Genomic DNA, 17,913 nt, shown 5'->3' with positions numbered 1-17,913 from the left:
GCTTGTGCGGAGGTTCCGGCGCAGTCTAGCGCGCGACACGCCGTCCACGGCGATGACCCATAATGCGCGATGCAGTGGCAACACGGTTCAGGGGTGCGCAATGCAGTACGACCAGTCATGGATGGGTTACGGGATCGTCGGCGGGCTCCAGGCCGGCTTGATCGCCGCGGCGGCAGGGCTGCTGCTGTTTTTCGTGTTTCACTGGCTGGGCCGGCGCAACGGCTGGGGCTACGGTGCGCAGATCGGCTGGACGTTCCTGCTGGCGACCGCGCTGACCGCCAGCGGCGACCTGTGGAACCTGTTCTATTTCAACTACGGCCAGGTGCAGTCGTTGCAGCTGCTGAAGGTGAAGCTGGCCGAGGTGCACGACCCGGACAGCATCGGCCTGCGCGCATTGTGCGAGTTGCTGGGCGTGACGGCCGGCATCTACGTGGGCTGGGCATTGTGCAGCGGCGACTGGCGCCGGCGCTTCGGCGGGCGCAAGTAGTTTCTCAGCGTGCCGGCAGGCGGTGCGCGAACAGCCACGGCCACAGTTCTTTGGTGGCGTATGCGGCCTGCCAGGAGGCGTGGTTGATCCCGGCGAATTCGGTGTAACGCACCTCGGCGCCGCGCGTCTGCAGCGCAACGTGCATGCGGCGCGATTCCTCCGGTGGCACCACGTCGTCGAGCGCGCCGTGGAAGATCCATGTCGGCAGCGCGCCGAGGTGGGCGGCGACCCAGGCATACGGGTTGCCGGCGTCGGCGGGGATGCCTTGCACGGACAGGTCGGCGTTGTCGTTCGGATGGCGGATGCCGCCGCAGATGATCGCGGCGGCGGCGAACATGTCGGGATGGTCCAGTGCGATCTGCCACGAGCCATAGCCGCCCATCGACAGGCCGGTGAGGTAGAGCCGCCGGCGGTCGCCGCGCCATTCGCCGATGCTGTCGTCGAACGCCTTGAGCGCCATCTGCTCGATCTTGCCGTTCCAGCGGCTGCCGGCCGGCGCCTGCGGGATCACCACCACGGCCGGGAAATCCCCGCCGTGTTCCTTCAGCCACGGCGGCAGGCCCTGGCCGAGCTGGGCGCGGTTGTCGTTGCCGCGCTCGCCGCTGCCGTGCAGGAACAGCACCACCGGCCAGCTGCGTTCGGCCGTCCAGCCGTCCGGTACGAACACCCGGTAGCGGTACGTCGCGCCATGCAGTTCCAGCGAGCGCTCGACAAAGCGCGCCGGCTCGCCGGCGTGGCCGGCCAGGCTGACGGCCATCAGGCAAAGCAGCAGGGCGAGCTGACGCATGGCGGGATACTCCGGGTGGGCGAGCTACAGCAGCGGATCGAACAATCGTGCCACGTGCATCGCCACCCGGCGCAGGTAGGGCGCCTCGCGGTATTCGCGTTCGTCGACGGCCGTCGCGTGGCTGAAGTCATCGGTCAACATCGCGGCGACCTCGGCGGCGAAGGCATGATCGACGACCAGGGCGGCGACCTCGAAGTTGAGCCGGAACGAGCGGCTGTCCAGGTTCAGGCTGCCGATCGCGGCGGTGTCGCGGTCGACCAGCAGCGCCTTCTGGTGCAGGAAGCCGGGCTGGTAGCGGTACACGCGGATGCCGGTGCGCACGGCGTTGTAGGCGTGCAGGCTGGAGGCGAGGAACACGGTGTGGTGGTCCGGCCGCGACGGGATCAGCACGCGCACGTCGACCCCGCGCAGCACCGCCAGCTGCAGTGCCGCGCGCACGGCGGTGTCGGGCACGAAGTAGGGCGTGCTCAGCCATACGCGCTGCTGCGCCGCGTTGATCGCGGCGGCGAAGAACAGCGAGCCGGTTTCCTGCGGATCGGCCGGGCCGCTGGCCACGACCAGCGCGCTGGCGTCGCCGTCGCCGGGCGGCGTGGGCAGCAGCGGCGGCACTGCGCCGGTGATCCATTGCCAGTCCTCGGCAAACAGCTGCTGCAGGTCGGCCACCGCCGGTCCGCACAGTTCCAGGTGGGTGTCGCGCCACGGCGCCAGCGGCGGCTTCAGGCCCAGGTATTCGTCGCCCACGTTGAGCCCGCCGACGAAGGCGCGCGCACCGTCCACCACCACGATCTTGCGGTGGTTGCGGAAGTTCAGCTGAAAGCGGTTGCGCCAGCGGTGGGTGGCGAAGCGGTGGATCGCCACGCCGCCCGCGCGCAAGGTCTCGACGTAGCGCTGCGGCAGCGCATGGCTGCCGATACCGTCGAACAATACGCACACCTTTACGCCAGCCGCCGCGCGTTGCAGCAGCACCTGCTGCAGGCGCCGGCCCAGCGCGTCGTCGTGGATGATGAAGAATTGCACCAGCAGGCAGTGTTCGGCCGCGGCCATCGCCGCCAGCATCGCGTCGAAACCGGCTGCGCCGTCGATCAGCAGGCGCAGCCGGTGGCCGCGGCGGAACGGCCGCCCCTGCAGCGCGCTGAGCGCGGCGTAGCGGGCGCAACCCGGGTCGACCGGCGAGGCGGCGTCCGTCGCCGCGGAAAGCGCGCGTGCACGTGGCAGGTGGTGACCGGCGCGATAGCCGAGGAAGCGGCTGGAGCCCAGATACAGGTACGGCAGCAGGGTCACGTACGGCAGCAACAGCAGGCCGAGCGTCCAGCCGACCGCGCCCTGCGGCGTGCGCGCATGCATCACCGCATGCATCGCCGCGAACATGCCCAGCAGATGCAGCAGGACGATGCAGGCGGTGAGTGCGCTGGCGGTCATCGCGGGCGCGGCGGGCGGCTCAGTCGTTGCTCAACAGCTGGTCGGCCAGGTGTCGGGCCTGCTGGCGGATTTCCGGCATCGCGGTGGATTCCCACAGCGTGCCGCGCAGCAGGCTGCCGATGGCGAACAGGTTCGGCCAGTATTGGTCGCCGTGCCGCAGGTGGCCGTCGCTGTCGGCCTGCACGCCGAGGCCGAGCGGGTCGGCGGCGATGTGCGCGTTGGTGAGCAGCTGGCTGATCAGCCGGTGGTCGCTGCGGCGCAGGTCGGTCTCCAGGCCGACGGTCTGGATCACCAGGTCGGCATCCAGCAGGTGGGTCGTGCCGGCATGGCCCACGGTCAGTTGCAGCGCGGCGTCGGCGACGTCCACCGCGTGCACGCGTCCGCGCTGGCGTTGCAGCCGGCCGTCGCGTTCCAGCGCGGTGATCGCTTCATGTATCTGCGGCGGCATGCGATGACGCACGCGCTCCCACGCCCAGCGCGCGTGGCGCATGAAGCGCGCGCGCTGCTCGGGCGACAGCTCGGCCCACAGGCTGGGCAGGTGCGGGCGCAGGCTGTCGACGATGGCGCGCCACTCGGTGCCTTCCAGGGCGATCGCCTCGCGCAGCAGGCGCATCCAGTGGCGGATCTCGGGCGCATCGCGCATCGCCTCGACCAGCGCGGCGCCGTCATCGGCGGGCGCGGCGGCGGCGTGCAGGTGCGCTTCGGGAAAGCGGCCGTGGCGGGAGATCGCGACGAATTCGGCCTGCGGCCATTGCGCGGACAATTCCAGCAGCACGTCGACCGCGGTCAGCCCCAGCCCGATCAACACCACCTTGCGCGGCGGCGGTTGCAGCGCGCCGGCGTTGGCCAGCAGGCGCCATGGATCGACCACGTAACGGCCACTGGCGAGGGCGGCGGCGCTGACGCCGGCCAGCGGCTGCGGCGGCAGCGCGCCCAGGGCCAGCACGGCGGCGTCGGCCGGGTGGCTTTCTTCGCCGTGGATCACGGTGATGCCATCGCGCTCCGGGACCAGCGCGTCGACCGCGAACGGGATGATGTTGACGTGGTGCCCGTGCGCCTTGCCCTGCTGCAACGCGCGCGCCACTTCCGCCTCGAGGTAGTCACCGTAGCGGCGGCGCGGCAGGAAGTCGGTGCCGGCGATGGCGGGGTTGTCGCCCTGCACGAAATCCAGGAAGCCGCGCGGCTTGCCGGCGAACATGCTCATCGAGGCCGCCCGCACGTTCAGCAGGTGGCGCTCCGAGGTGGTGCCGTAGGCCACTCCGCGTGCCGGCGTGCCGCCGCCGGTGAACCAGTCCAGCTGCAGCGGCTGCGGCGACTCGCGCTCCAGCAGCTCGCTGAGCAGCGTGGCGGCCGCGGCGCCGCCGCCGATGATGGCGACCCGTCGAAACATGAAATTCCCTGTGTCTGGTGTCGTGCGGGTCAGCCGGGCAGGCGACCGGCGATGACGCTGCGCTGCGGCTGTGCGACCCACCGCCCGGTGGGCTCGGCCTGTTCGTAGGCGAAATATTCTGCCAGGTCGCCGCCGTAGACGTGCAGCGAGAGTGCCGTGTCGTGCCGTGACAGGTTGCGGCAGCGATGCGCCTGCCCGCGATCGCCTTCGAACCAGACGCCGTCGCCCGGGCCGAGCCAGTTGCGGCCGTGCAGGCTCAGCTCGCCGGAGTCGGCGTCGCGGCGGTACGACTGCACTTCCAGCGCGCCTACCAGGGTCATTTCCAGACCCCACAGGCCGGCGTGGTCATGCACTGGGGTGGCGTGGTTCGGCGGCCATGCCAGCACCAGCACGCTGATCGACGGCTTGCTGCGCTCGGCCAGCAGCCAGCGTTCGAGACCGTGCCGGCGCTGGCGCAGCGAGGCCAGCCGGGTGGCCAGCGCTGATGCGTCCTGGTGCACCACGCGGCCCAGTTCGCGCGCCATCGTGGCGAGGTCGGGGTGTTCGGCGGTGGCATGTTCGAGCGCGATCGCGCGCAGGGTCTTCAAGGTGTGCTGGTGCTTGCCCATGCGTGGAACCTGGCAGGGTGAATGGGCGCCAGTGGAGCATGCGTATCGTTAAAGGCGCGTAAGCCGACGGCATCGCTGCGGGCACTTGCGCCGGTGCGTGGATGGGTATCCGGGCGGCGTGGCGGCCGACCGGATACCCGCGCCGGGTCGCTATTCGCGCAGGCTGAACGTCACCGGCACCCGCGCCCACGCACGCACCGCCTGTCCGTTCACCACTGCCGGCTGGAAACGCCATCCGGCCAGCACCTGCTCGGCGGCGCTGCGGTCGAGCAGCAGGTAGCCGCTGCCGTGCTCCACCGACACCTGCACCGGCCTGCCGGTCTCGTCCACCAGCACGCGCAGCAGCACGGTGCCCTGCATGCGCTGTTGCAGGGCGCGGGTGGGGAAGCGCAGCGGGGCCGAGCGGTAGGCCAGGCTGGCCTCGACCGGCGCCGTCAGCGTCGGCCCGGGCGTGCTGGCGTTCGGCAGCAGGGTCGGGGTGGTGACCGGCGGCGCGGCGACATTGCCTTCGGTACTGGGTACGACGGCCGGCGGGTTGGCCGGCAACGGCCGCGGATGCGCGATGGGCGCGACCGGCGGGTGCGGCACGGGCTTCATCTCGACCGGCGGCGGAGGAGGCGGCAGCGGTTTCGGTTCGACGAAGTGGATCGTGGGTATCGGGTTGACCCGTTCGGTCGCGTGAAAAAATGCCGGGCCGGTCGGTCGCGAGGCAATCACGATCACGGCAAGGTTGAGTGCGATCGCGGCGCTGATGGCGGCGATGCGTGCACGGTCGGGGTGGGTACGGTGAGCGACGGCCAGGCTTGCGGACGACATGGCGACCTCCTGACTTCGGTGGGGAAGTTGCGGCGGTCACGCTGCGTGGGCAGGGGGATCGTGCCGTCGCGACTGCAGCGTATGCCCCGGCAAGGCGGTTGCGCAAGCAGACGGCTGGATGGCCAAATGCCGGATGGCGGCGTGGTGGCCGCAGCGGGCAAAAAAAACCCCGCGGGAAGGCGGGGCGATAATGCGGATGATCAGGGGATGCTCACACCCGCTAGCAACAGCTTGTGCTGCGGCCGCCGTGATGCGGCGTGGATTTTTTGTGAAGGCGGGTTTCACGCCGGTTCTCGCCGCGGTCCTGCAACCATCGGCCCCGGGCAACGGGCCGGCAGGCGCCGGGGAACGACGATGAACCTGATCAAAGGGGCGGGCGTGGTGAGGCTGGCATGCGGCGGCCTGACCTTCGGCAAGATGAAGATCATCGACGGTGTCGGTAAATTTACCGGCATCAGCAACGTGCGCGACGTGCTGGGCCACTATGCCAACGCCGAAGCGCGGCCCGGCGCGGAGAAGTCGGCCGCGGCGTTCGCAGCCTGGCGCAGCGGTCGTGACTGGCCGCATGCCACAGTAGGCAAGCCCCGGCGCCCCGGCTAAGGTACGCCGAGGCGCTGCCGGCGCCGACCCATGCAGGAGTCGACCATGCCCGCCACATCCGCCGCGCTGCTGCCGCGCTACAACTTTGCCGACGAACTCGCCAGCAGCGTCATCCATGGTGTCGGCATCGTTCTCAGCATCGCCGGGCTGGCCACGCTGGTGGCGTTCGCGGCGCTGCATGGCAATGCGCTGACGGTGGTGGCCTGCGCCGTGTTCGGTGCGTCGCTGGTGTTGCTGTACACCGCCTCGACCCTTTACCACTCGGTTTCCGTGGTGGCGGCCAAGCCGGCGCTGCGCGCGTTGGATCACATCGCGATCTACGTGCTGATCGCCGGCACCTATACCCCGTTCACGCTGATCGCTCTGCCCGGCGTGTGGGGCTGGAGCCTGTTCGCCGCGGTGTGGACGCTGGCTTTGCTGGGCAGCGCACTGGAGCTGGGCCTGCTCGGGCGCTATCGCAAGCTGGCCGTGCTGTTGTACGTGGGCATGGGCTGGATCGGCATGATCGCGTTCAAGCCGCTCAGCGAGCACCTGCAGAGCGGCGGCACCGCGCTGCTGCTGGCCGGCGGCCTGGCCTATACGCTGGGTGTGCCGTTCTACCTGTGGCGAGGGCTACCCTACCACCACGCGCTGTGGCACGTGTTCGTACTGGCAGGCAGCGTGCTGCACTTTCTCGCGGTGCTGCTGTACGTGATTCCCGACGCACCGGCATGAGCATGCCGGCCGCGCTCGAAGCCCTGCGCCGCGAACTCGAAGACGCGGCGATCCACCTGGGCAAGCCGCACGATCTGCGTTTCAAGCCGATGTTCGGTGGCCTGATGGCCTATCTCGACGAGCAGCCCTGTGCGTGGCTGACCCCCGCCGGGCTGGCGCTGAAACTGGCGCCGTCCGACCAGGCCGTGCTGCTGCAACACGCTGGCACCGCGCGCCTGATCGCCAAACCCGGCGCGGCACCGAGCCGGCACTACATCGTGCTGCCGGCTGCGCTCAGCCGCGACACCGTGCAGCTTGCCGGCTGGCTGGCAAAGAGCGCCGCGGCGGCGTTGCCCCGGTCGGGCCGCTGAATTCGCGCCGCGCTCAACCGAACAGCATGGCGACGCCGAACAAGCCGACCATCACGAACGAGATCACCAGCTTCACCAGGGTGCCGAACAGCAGGCCGAGCCAGGTGCCGACGCCGACGTGGGTCGAACGCAGCACGCTGGTGCCGGAGGCCAGTTCGCCGGCCAGCGCGCCCAGGAACGGGCCGAACAGCAGGCCGGGAATGCCGAAGAACATGCCCACCAGGGTGCCCAGCGCCGCGCCCCACAGGGCCAGCTTGCTGGCACCTACGCGCTTCGCGCCGAGCGTGCCGGCAACGAAATCGACGATTACCCCGAGCGTGCCGAGCACGCCGATGATCAGCAGCCACCACAGGCCCAGGTGCCGGTAACCGTCCACCGCCGCGACCAGCCAGATGCCGCCGAACAGCATCGGGATGCCGGGCAGGGCCGGCAGCACGGCACCGGCCAGGCCGCCGACGATCAGCAACGCGGCCAGCACATACAACGCAATATCCATCAGTCGGGTTCCGTTGGCGTGGTCACGCGGCGGACATGCCGGCCGCACAACCCTAGCTGGTGGGGACACTATGGCATGCAAGCGCGTGGCGTCCGCGCCTGCCGGAATCTCCGTGGACACAAGCGCACGTATTGCCCGGAGGCACTGAGCGCACGTCAGCGCGCGATTGAAGCGTCCCGGACGTAAAGGCTACTTCTCCACGAACGCCCGCTCGATCACGTAGTCGCCTGGTTCGCGCGTGCGCGGCGAGGCCTGGAAGCCGCGGCCGTCGAGCAGGGCGCTCAGGTCGTCCAGCATCGCCGGGCTGCCGCACAGCATCACGCGGTCGATCGCCGGATTCAGCGGCGACAGCCCGGTCGCCGCGCTCATCGCGCCATCGACGATCGCGTCGGTGATGCGGCCATGGTGGCGGAACGGCTCGCGCGTCACGGTGGGGTAGTAGATCAGCTTCTCGCGCACCAGCTCGCCCAGGTAGTCGTGCTGCGGCAGCTGGTTTTCCAGGTAGTCGGCGTAGGCCAGGTCGGCGACCTGGCGCACGCCGTGGGCCAGCACGATCCTGTCGAAGCGCTCGTAGGTGTCCGGGTCGCGGATGATGCTCATGAACGGCGCCAGCCCGGTGCCGGTGCCGAGCAGGTAGAGATGCCTGCCGGGCTTGAGGTCGGTCAGCACCAGGGTGCCGGTGGGCTTGCGCGTGACGATCAGCGGGTCGCCGGGCTTGAGGTGCTGCAGGCGCGAGGTCAGCGGGCCGTTGGGCACCTTGATCGAGAAGAACTCCAGGTGCTCCTCCCAGCTGGCGCTGGCGATCGAGTAGGCGCGCATCAGCGGGCGGCCTTCCGTTTCCAGCCCGATCATCACGAACTGGCCGCTGTCGAAGCGGAAACCCGGGTCGCGGGTGGTGCGGAAGGAGAACAGGTTGTCGTTCCAGTGCCGCACGTCGATCACGTGCTCGGTTGCCATTGCCACCATGTCGGTCGTCTCGCGTGTTGCGGTGTCAGGAGGAATCGCACGCCGGATCATCCGGCAGACCGGAGTGGGGACTCGCGGGGAGGGCGGTCATGGCCGCGGTGCCTGGCGAGCGCCGGAATGAACGCGGCGACGGTGTCCCTAAGGATACGCGAGCGGGCGCCGTCGCGCCCGTACCCGCACGGCAATGAGTGCCACGAAGCGTGGGTCTGCGACGCCATGCCGCGCCCTCGATCCAAGGGGGACGCAAGCGTCGATTTTGTGACCGGTAGCCGTTCCTGACGCACATAAGGCGGTGTACTGGCTCCGTCTGCGGCGAAGTACTACGCCGACGACAGCCAAGTACCACAACAGAAACGTCGTTTGGACTGCAGCACCGAAACTGCGCATACTGCAGCGTCGCCGATGATCCGGAGCGCCACAGGCCGAATCACGATGGTGCCAGGGGGATTCCGCTGCACGCCGAGACTGGCGTGCCTGGTGTCTTGTTGGTGACTTCGGGGGTAGGCGATGCCGGTCATGCTCGGCCAATCCACGGCAATCCAGGCAGTGCGGGCGCAGTTGCAGCGCTACGCCAGCTGCGACGTGCAGGTATTGATCGAGGGCGAGACCGGCACCGGCAAGGAGCTGGCGGCGCGCGAGATCCACTACGCCAGCGCGCGCCGCGACCATCCGTTCGTGCCGGTCAACTGCGGTGCGATCCCCGACAGCCTGATCGAGAACGAACTGTTCGGGCACGACCGCGGCGCCTTCACCGACGCCAGGGCCGCCCAGCCCGGCCTGATCGACCATGCGCGCGGCGGCACGCTGTTCCTGGACGAAGTCGATGCGCTCTCGGACAAGGGCCAGGTGACCTTGCTGCGCTTCCTGCAGGACAACGAGTACCGCCCGGTCGGCGGTGGCGCGGCGCGGGTCTCGGATGCGCGCATCATCGCTGCCACCAATGCCGGCCTGGAACAGCAGGTGGCCTCCGGACACTTCCGCCGCGACCTGCACTACCGGCTCAACGCGCTGTATCTGCGACTGCCGCCGCTGCGCGAACGCGACGGGGACGTGGCCGAACTTGCCGCTCATTTCATCCGGCTCGTGGCGGTACGCCTGCGCGGCCCGGACAAAAGCTGGGGTGCGGATGCGATGCAGGCGCTGCTCGGGTATGCCTGGCCGGGCAATGTGCGCGAACTGGAGAACGTCGCCTTGCGTGCCTACGTATGCACTGAAGGCAGCGTCGTCGGCGCGGCCGAACTGCTGGCCGCGGAGCCGGCATTCGCCGGCACCGCGTCGGCGCCGCGGCGTCGCGCGAACGAGCCGGATCTCGGCTTCAGCGCCGCCAAGCTGCACGCGATCCGCAAGTTCGAGCACGACTACCTCACCCGGTTGATGCAGCAGGCGGGCGGCAACGTCAGCGCTGCCGCCCGCCTGTCCGGCACCGAGCGCCGCCAGCTCGGCAAACTGCTGCTCAAGCACGGCATCGAAACCAAGCGGTTCCGGTCGCACTGATCCGCGGGTGCGATAGCGGCGGCCAGTCCGGGTGCAATCGCTCCCACTGCGCCGCTGAAGCGGGTCATTCCTGACCCGGCCGGCCGCGGATCGGATGTCGCAAACCCAGCCGGCGCCTCATCCGATGGACGTTCCCCGATGGCATGCATGTTGCCTCGCTGCAAGCATGTGTGCAGAAGAGTCCCATGACGAAACATCAGGGCAAAAGCACGGTCGGCGAAGGCGAGATGGAGATCGAGCGTTCGGTACTCGCGTATCTGCACTCCCATCCGCAGGCGGCGGACACCTTGCGCGGCATCGTCAACTGGTGGCTGCCGCTGCAGCGCTATGAAAGCGGCTGCCTGCGCATCGAGCATGTGCTGAGCCGGCTGGTGGCCGAGGGGCTGCTGCATCGCGACGAGTTGCCCGACGGCGAGGTGCTGTATGCGCTGAACCGGCACACGAAGCCGCCGCACTGACGGCGCCACGGGTTTTCACGACGGAGGATCGATCCCATGCCATCTGCGCTCACCTATCCGGGCGTCTACATCGAGGAAATCCCCAGCGGCGTCCGCACCATCACCGGCGTGGCCACCTCGATCACCGCCTTTGTCGGCCGCGCCGCGCGCGGGCCGATCGATGCCGATGCGGAAAGCCCGGTCATCATCAACAGCTACGGCGATTTCGAGCGCAACTTCGGCAGCCTCGATCCGGCCTACCCGATGGGCTACGCCGTACGCGACTTCTACGTCAACGGCGGCGCGCAGGCGGCGATCGTGCGGCTGCACAAGGGCACCGACGGCAAGCCGGCGAAGGCCGCGATCAAGATCGCGAACCTGCCGCTGGAGGCCGCTTCCGCCGGCAGCTGGGGCAACCAGTTGCGCGCGCGCATCGACAGCAACGTGTCCGCCGACATCGCCAGCAGCTTCGGGCTGGTGGTCGGCGACCTGTTCAACCTGACCGTGCGCGACATGGCCAGCGGCACCCAGGAAAGTTTCCTCAACCTCAGCGTGAAAGAGAGCCCGCGCCGGGCCGACCGCGTGCTGAAGTCCGGCTCGTCGCTGCTGCGCGTGGCGTCGTCGCTGACGCTGCCGGCCACCGCCGTGCCTGCCGCCCACCTCGACCCGGACGCCGGCAAGACCGTGTGGGAGCAGGACAAGTCCTCCACCGGCGTCGCCGCCGCCGACCAGGCCGTGGACAGCGTCGCGCTGGACGACGCGGCCTACCTGGGCGACGAGAACGCCAAGACCGGCATCTACGCGCTGAAGAGGGCCGACCTGTTCAACCTGCTGTGCCTTCCGCCGGATCTGCGTGGAGGCAACACGTCCGTGCCGGTCTACCAGAAAGCGCTGGCGCTCTGCGTGGAGCGGCGCGCACTGCTGATCGTCGATGCGCCGAACGACTGGGGCAGCGCCGGTGCGATCACCCCGGCCGTGCTCGCCGCCTTCGGGCTCGGCGGCATGGCCGCGCGCAACGCCGCGCTGTACTTCCCGCGGGTGATCGAGTCGGACCCGAAGCGCCAGGGCCAGCTCGACACCTTCGTGCCTTGCGGCATCGTCGCCGGGGTGATGGCGCGCACCGATACGCAACGCGGTGTGTGGAAGGCACCGGCCGGCATCGACGCGGCGCTGAACGGCGTGCAGGGGCTCACCGTGGCGCTCAACGATGCCGAGAACGGCATGCTCAATCCGCTCGGCGTGAACTGCCTGCGCAGCTTCCCGCTGGTCGGTCCGGTGCTGTGGGGTTCGCGCACGCTGCGCGGCGCCGACCTGCTCGCCGACGAATACAAGTACGTGCCGGTGCGGCGGCTCGCGCTGTACATCGAGGAGAGCCTGTTTCGCGGCACCCAGTGGGTGGTGTTCGAGCCGAACGACGAGCCGCTGTGGTCGCAGATCCGCCTCAACGTGGGCGCCTTCATGCAGAACCTGTTTCGCCAGGGCGCGTTCCAGGGCAAGACGCCGAGCGACGCCTACTTCGTGAAGTGCGACAAGGAAACCACCACGCAGAACGACATCAACCTCGGCATCGTCAACATCGTGGTCGGCTTCGCGCCGCTCAAGCCCGCCGAATTCGTGGTCATCCAGCTGCAGCAGATGGCCGGCCAGATCCAGACCTGAGGACACATTCATGGCTCAGTTCAGCGTCAACGCGCAGCGCTTCGATCCGTACAAGAACTTCAAGTTCCGGGTGAAATGGGACGGCCGCTACGTGGCCGGCGTCAGCAAGGTGTCGGGTCTGAAGCGCACCACCGAGGTGGTCAAGCACCGCGAAGGCGGCGACCCCAGCAGCACGCGCAAGTCGCCCGGGCGCACCGAGTACGAGGCGATCACCATCGAGCGCGGGGTCACCCACGACACCGAGTTCGAGAAGTGGGCGAACAAGGTGTGGAACTTCGGCGCCGGGCTCGGCGCGGAAGTCTCGCTGAAGGATTTCCGCAAGGACCTGATCCTCGAGGTCTACAACGAGGCCGGCCAGCTCGCGCTTGCCTACAAGCTGTATCGCTGCTGGGTCTCGGAGTACCAGGCGATGCCCGACCTGGACGCCAACGCGAACGCGGTGGCGATCCAACACCTCAAGCTGGAGAACGAGGGTTGGGAGCGCGACGTGGGCGTCACCGAACCGAGCGAACCCAGTTTCACCGTACCCGCCGGCTGAGCGTCATGCATACGCCCACGCCCGCGCAGCTGCTGCAGGTCTGGGAACGCGGGGGCGACCCGTCCGCCGCGGCACGCGGACTGTTGCTGCTCGGCTGCAGCTGCGACGAATACTCCGCCGAAACGCAGGCGGCCTTGCCGCTGGGCCGGCGCGATGCGCTGCTGCTCGAGTTGCGCGAGCGCCTGTTCGGCACCGCGATCGACGCGGTGGCGGCGTGCCCGCAATGCGCGGCCACGGTCGAGGCGACGTTCCACTGCGATGACCTGCGGCTGCCGGATGCGGAAGCCGCCGCCGCGCTGGAACACGCCGCGTACGGCATCCGCGTGCAGTTCCGCCTGCCCGACAGCCGCGACCTGCTGGCGCTGGAAAACTGCGGCGATGCCGGGGCGGCGCGTGCGCTGCTGCTCGACCGTTGCGTGCTCGCCGCGCAGCGTGGCGACGAATCGTGCGAGCCGCGCGGCCTCCCGCACGAGCTGCAGGCGGAGATCGCGCAGGCGATGGCGCGGGCCGATCCGCAGGCCGACCTGCAACTGGCGTTCCGCTGCCCGGACTGCGGTCACGAATGGCAACCGCTGTTCGATATCGCGCGCTTCCTGTGGCAGGAGCTTCATGCCTGGGCGCTGCACATGCTGCGCGAGGTGGATACGCTGGCGCAGGCCTACCACTGGGCCGAGGCCGACATCCTCGCGCTGAGCCCGCGCCGCCGCCAGGCTTACCTGGAGCTGTGCGCGCCATGAGCGATTTCATCGACCGGCTGGCCGCACGCGCGATCGGCAGCGAAACCTCGCTGGCGCCGCGGCTGCCGTCGCTGTTCGAACCGCTGCAGCGTGCGCCGATCATGCCGCTGGCCGATGCGGGCGAGGCGCTGCCAGACCGGCGCGAGGCGGCGCCCGCAGTTCACGCGGTGCCGGGCGTGGCGCCGACAAGTGCCACGCCCGCGAGCACGTCGATGCAGCCGGCTGCAGCACCCGTCGCGCCCATCGAGCACGTGGTGGCGCCAGCGTCGGCAAGCGCCGCCGCGAGCGCGGCGCAGCACGCACCGGCACCGTCGATCGTCGGCGAGCGGGCCTCCACACCTGTCGTCGACCGCCCCGCGGCGCCACCCGTGTTGGCGCGTCTGGCCATGCCCGCACCGCCGCTACCGGTACAGCCGCGGAAGACACGCGTCGCGCCGGATCGGCTGGAGGCGGCACGAACGCCAGCATCGAACGGCGCCTTGTTGCCCGCGCCTGCGCCGGTGTTTGCCGCGCCACGCGTAGCGCCCGCACGATCCGGGCGCACCGTCGCCGCGCGGGCCGCGGCGGCGCGAACCGAAGGCCAGGCCGGCGCAGCGGATGAGCCGGTGGTCCACGTCAGCATCGGCCGGCTCGAAGTGCGCGCCGCGCCCATGGCCGCCGCGCCACCACGGCGTCGTGATGGCCCGCAGCCGAGCAGCCTCGACGACTACCTGCGCCAGCGCGGCGGCAAGGCATCGCCATGAGCAACGTGCTGGCGATTGCCGCGACCACGCGCACGCTGCGCAACCTGCTGCTGGCGCAGATGCCGGCGCTGGACGCCGAGCTGAGCGACCTGGAAGTGACCCTGCAGCCGCCGGACGTGGCGCGCAAGGGCATCAGCAAGGCGCAGCTCAACCTGTTCCTGTACCAGGTGGTCGCCAATGCCGCCTGGCGCAACCTCGACCTGCCCGGCCAGGTGCGGCCCGGCGAAACCGCACCGCCGCCGCTGGCGCTGAACCTGCACTACGTGCTCACCGCGTGGGGCCGCGGCGAGAACGACAACGATGCGATCAGCCATCGCGTGCTGGCCGCGGCAATGAGCACCCTGCACGACCGCGGCGTGCTCGACGGCAACGACATCCGCAACGCGCTACCAAACAACGACCTGGCCAGCCAGGTCGAGCGCGTGCGGGTCACCCCGCTGCCGCAAAGTGTGGACGAGCTGTCCCGGTTGTGGACCGCGTTCCAGACCAACTACCGCGCCTCGGCCGTCTACGAGGCGGCGGTGGTGCTGATCGACAGCCAGGCGACGATGCGCGCGCCGCTGCCGGTGCTGCGGCGCGGCCCGCAGGATCGCGGCGTGATCGCCAGCGCGTCCGCCGCCGCAGTGCTGGAGGCGCTCGACTACCCGCGCCATCAAGCCGCCGTGCGCCTCGGCGAGGACATCGTGCTGAACGGGCGCCAGCTCGCGACGGATCACGCGTTGGCCCGCTTCAGCAGCCTGCGCGTCGACGCACCGATCGATCTCGCGCCGCAACCCGGCGACGTGGCCGGCACGTTGCGCGTGCATCTCGCCGACACTGCCGAAGACACGAACGCCGCCGCGCGCTGGGCGCCGGGCATCTACACCGTGGCCTTGCTGGTGCAACCGCCGGGCCTGCCGCCGCTGCTCAGCAATGAACTGCCGCTGGCGCTGGCGCCGGTCATTACGCTGGGTTCGCTCACCGCCGCGGCCGGCGACTTCGCCTTGAACCTGACCTGCACGCCGCGCATCCGCGACGGCCAGCGCGTGTTCCTGCTGTTCGGTGATCGCCTGCTGGCGCCGGCCAGCCTCGGCAACCCGGCCGATACGCACCAGCCGACCGCGCTGGTCTTCCAGCTCACCGGCGTGGCCGCGGGCACGTACACCGTGCGCCTGCGCGTGGACGGTGCCGACAGCATCCCGGTCGACTTCAGCGGCAGCGCGCCCGCGTTCGCCGCAGACCAGCAGGTGGTCGTGTCATGAGCGACTACGCGCCGTGGCTGGAAGCGAACGACCGCTACCTCGCCGGTGCGCTGGCCGAGCTGCGCGCGCGGCTGGAACGCGCCGCGCAGCGGCACGACACGCCGCCGGCGGCACCGGCGGCGGCCACCGCGCTGATGGAATCCGCGCCGGCGGTGAGCGCGCCGGCCGGGCCGAAGCATTCCTGGGTCGCGCGGCTGTTCGGCGGCCAGCACGTACCGCCGCCGCTTGCGACGGCGAATGCCGACGAACCGCCCGTCGCCCGATCGCTCGTCGCCGCCGTGCCGGATGACGGCACCGCCGCTGCCGCACCGGGCGATGACGAGGGCGGCCACACTCCCGCGCTGGCGGTGCTCGCGAACCGCCTCGGCTTGTCCGCGTTCGAGCGCGACGTGCTCCTGCTGTGCATCGGCATGGAACTGGACACACGCTTCCCCGCGCTGTGCGCGCAGGCCCAGCACGATCCGGCACGGCCGTACCCCACCTTCGCACTGGCCTTCGCGGTGCTGGATGCGCCGAGCTGGGATGCGCTGTCGCCACAGCGGCCGCTGCGTTACTGGCGCCTTCTCGACATCCACCAGCCCGGCGCGCAGCCGCTGATCGGTGCGGCGCTGAGTGCCGACGAGCGCGTGGTGAATTTCGTCAAAGGCATGAACTACCTGGACGACCGGCTGACGCCGCTGCTCACCGCATTGCCGCCGGCCACGCTGCCGCCGTCGCAGCAGGCGCTTGCCGACCGGCTGCTGGACAACCTGCGCCATGTGCCACCGGGCGAGCCGCTGCCGCTGGTGCAACTGCTCGGCAGCGACAGCGTCAGCAAGCAGGCGATCGCGCAGACGATCGCCGCCGCGTTCGGCGCGCAGGCGTACCGGCTGTCAGCCGAGCTGCTGCCCGCTGCCGTCGCCGAACAGGAAACCCTGAGCCGGCTGTGGCAGCGCGAAAGCCAGCTGTTGCCGCTGGCGTTGTATCTCGACGCGGCCGAGGTCGAACACGGCGACGCCGCTGCCGCGTGGGTCAAGCGCTTCCTCGCGCGTACTGGTGGGCTCGCTTTTGTGGACGCGCGCGAGCCGTGGGCGAGTGCGGTCACGCATGCGCTCAGCGTCGATGTGGCCAAGCCCACCGCCGTCGAGCAACGTTCGCTGTGGCAGCGCCTGCTCGGCGACGCCGCCGGCGCGCAGCCGCAGCAGCTGGCCGGCCATTTCGATTTCAACCTAGGCAAGATCGAGCAGATCGCGCGCGGTGCGGTGGCGGCGGTCGAGGGCAAGCCCGCCGCGCTGGCACAAACGCTGTGGCAGGGCGCGCTGGCGCATACCCGGCCGGCGCTGGACCGGCTCGCCCAGCGGATCGAGCCGAAGGCCGGCTGGGACGATCTGAAACTACCCGACAGCGAGAAGGCCCTGCTGCGCCAGATCGCCGACCAGGTTGCCCAGCGCAGCACCGTCTACGACGACTGGGGTTTCCGCCAGCGGATGAACCGCGGGCTGTCGATCAGCGCGCTGTTCACCGGCGAGAGCGGCACCGGCAAGACCATGGCGGCGGAAGTGCTGGCGCAGGAACTCGGCCTGTCGCTGTACCGCATCGACCTGTCGGCGGTGGTCAGCAAGTACATCGGCGAGACCGAGAAGAACCTGCGCAAGCTTTTCGACGCGGCCGAGGACGGTGGCGCGATCCTGTTCTTCGACGAGGCCGACGCGCTGTTCGGCAAGCGCAGCGAAGTGAAGGACAGCCACGACCGCTACGCCAACATCGAGGTGAACTACCTGCTGCAGCGGCTGGAGTCGTTCCGCGGGCTGGCGATCCTGGCCACCAACATGAAGGGCGCGCTGGACAGCGCGTTCCTGCGCCGGCTGCGCTTCGTCCTCAACTTCCCGTTTCCCGGCACGGCCGAACGCCGCGCGATCTGGGCCTCGGTGTTTCCGGCGCAGGCGGCGGTGGGCGCGCTGGATCTGGACCGCCTGGCGCGGCTCCCGCTCACCGGCGGCAGCATCCAGGGCATTGCACTGAACGCGGCGTTCATGGCGGCCACGGGCGGCGTGCCGATCGGCATGCCGCTGCTGCTGGACGCCGTGCGCGGCGAGTACCGCAAGCTGGACAAGCCGATCAACGAAGCGGACTTCCGCTGGCTCGAAAGCGCCGGAGGGAAACCGTGAGCATCGAGCTGCATATCGAACGGCTGGTGATCGACGAAGCCGCGCTCGGCGGCGAGCGTGCAGGCAGCGTGCGTGCCGCACTCGAAGGCGAGCTTGGCCGCCTGCTGGCGCAACCCGGCGCCGTCGACGCACTGCGCGGCCTTGGCGCAGTGGCCACACTGCCGCCGGCGACGCTGCCGACTGCCAGCCACCTGCGCGACCGCCTCGGCGTGCGCATCGCGACGGCGGTGCAGCACGGCCTCGGCATCATTCCCGCCCCGCGCGTCGCGGGCAAGGAGCACTGA

Annotated in this window: 20 protein-coding genes; 13 read left to right on the top strand and 7 right to left on the bottom strand. The window is 70.0% G+C overall.

Annotated elements, in window-relative coordinates:
• Positions 1–100 precede the first annotated feature (100 nt).
• Complete coding sequence (locus tag ABD024_RS14725) at positions 101–487, top strand: hypothetical protein (RefSeq protein WP_343854176.1); 387 nt, start codon at positions 101–103, stop codon at positions 485–487.
• A 4-nt stretch (positions 488–491) separates the two neighbouring features.
• Here the strand turns inward: ABD024_RS14725 and ABD024_RS14720 are convergent, their stop codons facing one another.
• The 5 genes from ABD024_RS14720 to ABD024_RS14700 all read right to left on the bottom strand — a co-directional run bounded on the left by ABD024_RS14720 (position 492) and on the right by ABD024_RS14700 (position 5,507).
• Complete coding sequence (locus tag ABD024_RS14720; protein ID WP_343854174.1) at positions 492–1,274, bottom strand: carboxylesterase family protein; 783 nt, start codon at positions 1,272–1,274, stop codon at positions 492–494.
• Between the two features lie 24 nt (positions 1,275–1,298).
• Complete coding sequence (gene cls / locus ABD024_RS14715) at positions 1,299–2,693, bottom strand: cardiolipin synthase (protein WP_343854169.1); 1,395 nt, start codon at positions 2,691–2,693, stop codon at positions 1,299–1,301.
• A gap of 19 nt (positions 2,694–2,712) precedes the next feature.
• Positions 2,713–4,083 carry an FAD/NAD(P)-binding protein gene (locus ABD024_RS14710; protein WP_343854165.1) on the bottom strand — a complete coding sequence of 457 codons (1,371 nt, stop codon included), beginning with the start codon at positions 4,081–4,083 and terminating at the stop codon, positions 2,713–2,715.
• Positions 4,084–4,112: 29 nt separating this feature from the next.
• On the bottom strand, positions 4,113–4,691 hold the full coding sequence (locus ABD024_RS14705; RefSeq protein ID WP_343854162.1) for a cysteine dioxygenase: 579 nt from the start codon (positions 4,689–4,691) through the stop codon (positions 4,113–4,115).
• 150 nt (positions 4,692–4,841) lie between these two features.
• On the bottom strand, positions 4,842–5,507 hold the full coding sequence (locus ABD024_RS14700; RefSeq protein ID WP_343854159.1) for an energy transducer TonB: 666 nt from the start codon (positions 5,505–5,507) through the stop codon (positions 4,842–4,844).
• Between the two features lie 354 nt (positions 5,508–5,861).
• On the opposite strand from ABD024_RS14700, the gene ABD024_RS14695 reads away from it, so the two are divergent.
• From ABD024_RS14695 to ABD024_RS14685, 3 genes are read left to right on the top strand one after another with little or no spacing between them, the layout of a single operon-like run.
• Positions 5,862–6,107 carry a hypothetical protein gene (locus ABD024_RS14695; protein ID WP_343854157.1) on the top strand — a complete coding sequence of 82 codons (246 nt, stop codon included), beginning with the start codon at positions 5,862–5,864 and terminating at the stop codon, positions 6,105–6,107.
• A 45-nt stretch (positions 6,108–6,152) separates the two neighbouring features.
• The gene (gene trhA / locus ABD024_RS14690; protein ID WP_343854153.1) at positions 6,153–6,821 is read left to right on the top strand and encodes a PAQR family membrane homeostasis protein TrhA; all 669 of its coding nucleotides are present in this window, start codon (positions 6,153–6,155) and stop codon (positions 6,819–6,821) included.
• Positions 6,818–7,171 carry a TfoX/Sxy family protein gene (locus ABD024_RS14685; protein ID WP_343854151.1) on the top strand — a complete coding sequence of 118 codons (354 nt, stop codon included), beginning with the start codon at positions 6,818–6,820 and terminating at the stop codon, positions 7,169–7,171. Before trhA ends, ABD024_RS14685 begins: the two co-directional genes overlap by 4 nt.
• Before the next feature lie 13 nt (positions 7,172–7,184).
• Here ABD024_RS14685 and ABD024_RS14680 read toward each other — a convergent pair whose 3' ends face one another.
• The gene (locus ABD024_RS14680) at positions 7,185–7,667 is read right to left on the bottom strand and encodes a DUF456 domain-containing protein (RefSeq protein ID WP_343854146.1); all 483 of its coding nucleotides are present in this window, start codon (positions 7,665–7,667) and stop codon (positions 7,185–7,187) included.
• Between the two features lie 189 nt (positions 7,668–7,856).
• On the bottom strand, positions 7,857–8,633 hold the full coding sequence (locus tag ABD024_RS14675) for a ferredoxin--NADP reductase (RefSeq protein WP_343854141.1): 777 nt from the start codon (positions 8,631–8,633) through the stop codon (positions 7,857–7,859).
• Positions 8,634–9,149: 516 nt separating this feature from the next.
• On the opposite strand from ABD024_RS14675, the gene ABD024_RS14670 reads away from it, so the two are divergent.
• From ABD024_RS14670 to ABD024_RS14630, 9 genes are all read left to right on the top strand, one after another.
• The gene (locus tag ABD024_RS14670; RefSeq protein ID WP_343854138.1) at positions 9,150–10,127 is read left to right on the top strand and encodes a sigma 54-interacting transcriptional regulator; all 978 of its coding nucleotides are present in this window, start codon (positions 9,150–9,152) and stop codon (positions 10,125–10,127) included.
• Positions 10,128–10,312: 185 nt separating this feature from the next.
• The gene (locus ABD024_RS14665) at positions 10,313–10,585 is read left to right on the top strand and encodes a hypothetical protein (protein WP_343854136.1); all 273 of its coding nucleotides are present in this window, start codon (positions 10,313–10,315) and stop codon (positions 10,583–10,585) included.
• A gap of 36 nt (positions 10,586–10,621) precedes the next feature.
• Complete coding sequence (locus ABD024_RS14660; RefSeq protein ID WP_343854133.1) at positions 10,622–12,223, top strand: phage tail sheath family protein; 1,602 nt, start codon at positions 10,622–10,624, stop codon at positions 12,221–12,223.
• A gap of 10 nt (positions 12,224–12,233) precedes the next feature.
• Positions 12,234–12,761 (top strand): phage tail protein, encoded by a 528-nt coding sequence (locus tag ABD024_RS14655; RefSeq protein ID WP_343854131.1) that lies wholly within the window; start codon positions 12,234–12,236, stop codon positions 12,759–12,761.
• Positions 12,762–12,766: 5 nt separating this feature from the next.
• Positions 12,767–13,498 (top strand): T4 family baseplate hub assembly chaperone, encoded by a 732-nt coding sequence (locus tag ABD024_RS14650; protein WP_343854128.1) that lies wholly within the window; start codon positions 12,767–12,769, stop codon positions 13,496–13,498.
• Complete coding sequence (locus ABD024_RS14645) at positions 13,495–14,241, top strand: hypothetical protein (protein ID WP_343854126.1); 747 nt, start codon at positions 13,495–13,497, stop codon at positions 14,239–14,241. Before ABD024_RS14650 ends, ABD024_RS14645 begins: the two co-directional genes overlap by 4 nt.
• Positions 14,238–15,482 carry a Pvc16 family protein gene (locus tag ABD024_RS14640; protein ID WP_343854122.1) on the top strand — a complete coding sequence of 415 codons (1,245 nt, stop codon included), beginning with the start codon at positions 14,238–14,240 and terminating at the stop codon, positions 15,480–15,482. Before ABD024_RS14645 ends, ABD024_RS14640 begins: the two co-directional genes overlap by 4 nt.
• Positions 15,479–17,629 (top strand): ATP-binding protein, encoded by a 2,151-nt coding sequence (locus tag ABD024_RS14635; protein ID WP_343854120.1) that lies wholly within the window; start codon positions 15,479–15,481, stop codon positions 17,627–17,629. Before ABD024_RS14640 ends, ABD024_RS14635 begins: the two co-directional genes overlap by 4 nt.
• Positions 17,626–17,913 carry a hypothetical protein gene (locus tag ABD024_RS14630; protein WP_343854116.1) on the top strand — a complete coding sequence of 96 codons (288 nt, stop codon included), beginning with the start codon at positions 17,626–17,628 and terminating at the stop codon, positions 17,911–17,913. Before ABD024_RS14635 ends, ABD024_RS14630 begins: the two co-directional genes overlap by 4 nt.

This window comes from Rhodanobacter soli (assembly GCF_039523495.1).
GTDB classification, from domain to species: domain Bacteria; phylum Pseudomonadota; class Gammaproteobacteria; order Xanthomonadales; family Rhodanobacteraceae; genus Rhodanobacter; species Rhodanobacter soli.
The sequence above is the reverse complement of the archived record's forward strand: the minus strand, read 5'-3'. Positions and strand labels throughout refer to the sequence as shown.